The following is a 400-nucleotide window of genomic DNA, read 5'->3' on the forward strand; positions in this document are numbered from 1 at the left end:
ATCCATACGTACCGGTTGGTCATGATCCGGCCTGCTGTCTCAGCAGGATAATTCATGAGAAGCTGGACGGCCTTTGATTCCTCTGCCTCCATGTTTGATAAAAGCTGATCTTTCAGCTCATCATCCATTTCATCAAACAAGTTGGCTAGGTCATCGTTATCCATTTTGTTTGTGACGAAGGTGGCTTTGTCTTTTCCTACTTTTTCAAGCACAATTTCTTGGTATTCGCGCTCAAGCTCACCCATCATTTCCGTCACATCATCGATTGTTAAAAAGCTGAGGAAACGACCGCGGTGTTTTTCCGGAAGTTCTTTAAATAAATAGGCCATATCATATGGCTGAAGTTCTTCCATAATGTTTTTAAATTCTTTGCGTTTGCCATCTCTTAATAAAATAATGA

The 400-nt window shown here is 40.8% G+C and carries 1 protein-coding gene; it reads right to left on the bottom strand.

Annotation, left to right across the window (positions count from 1 at the left end):
• Nucleotides 1–400 (bottom strand): magnesium transporter MgtE N-terminal domain-containing protein (locus GFC01_RS18480; protein WP_423244428.1); only part of this gene is annotated, 400 nt, incomplete at both ends.

The sequence above is a fragment of the Desulfofundulus thermobenzoicus genome, from assembly GCF_009428905.1.
Taxonomy (GTDB): Bacteria; Bacillota; Desulfotomaculia; order Desulfotomaculales; family Desulfovirgulaceae; genus Desulfofundulus_A; species Desulfofundulus_A thermobenzoicus.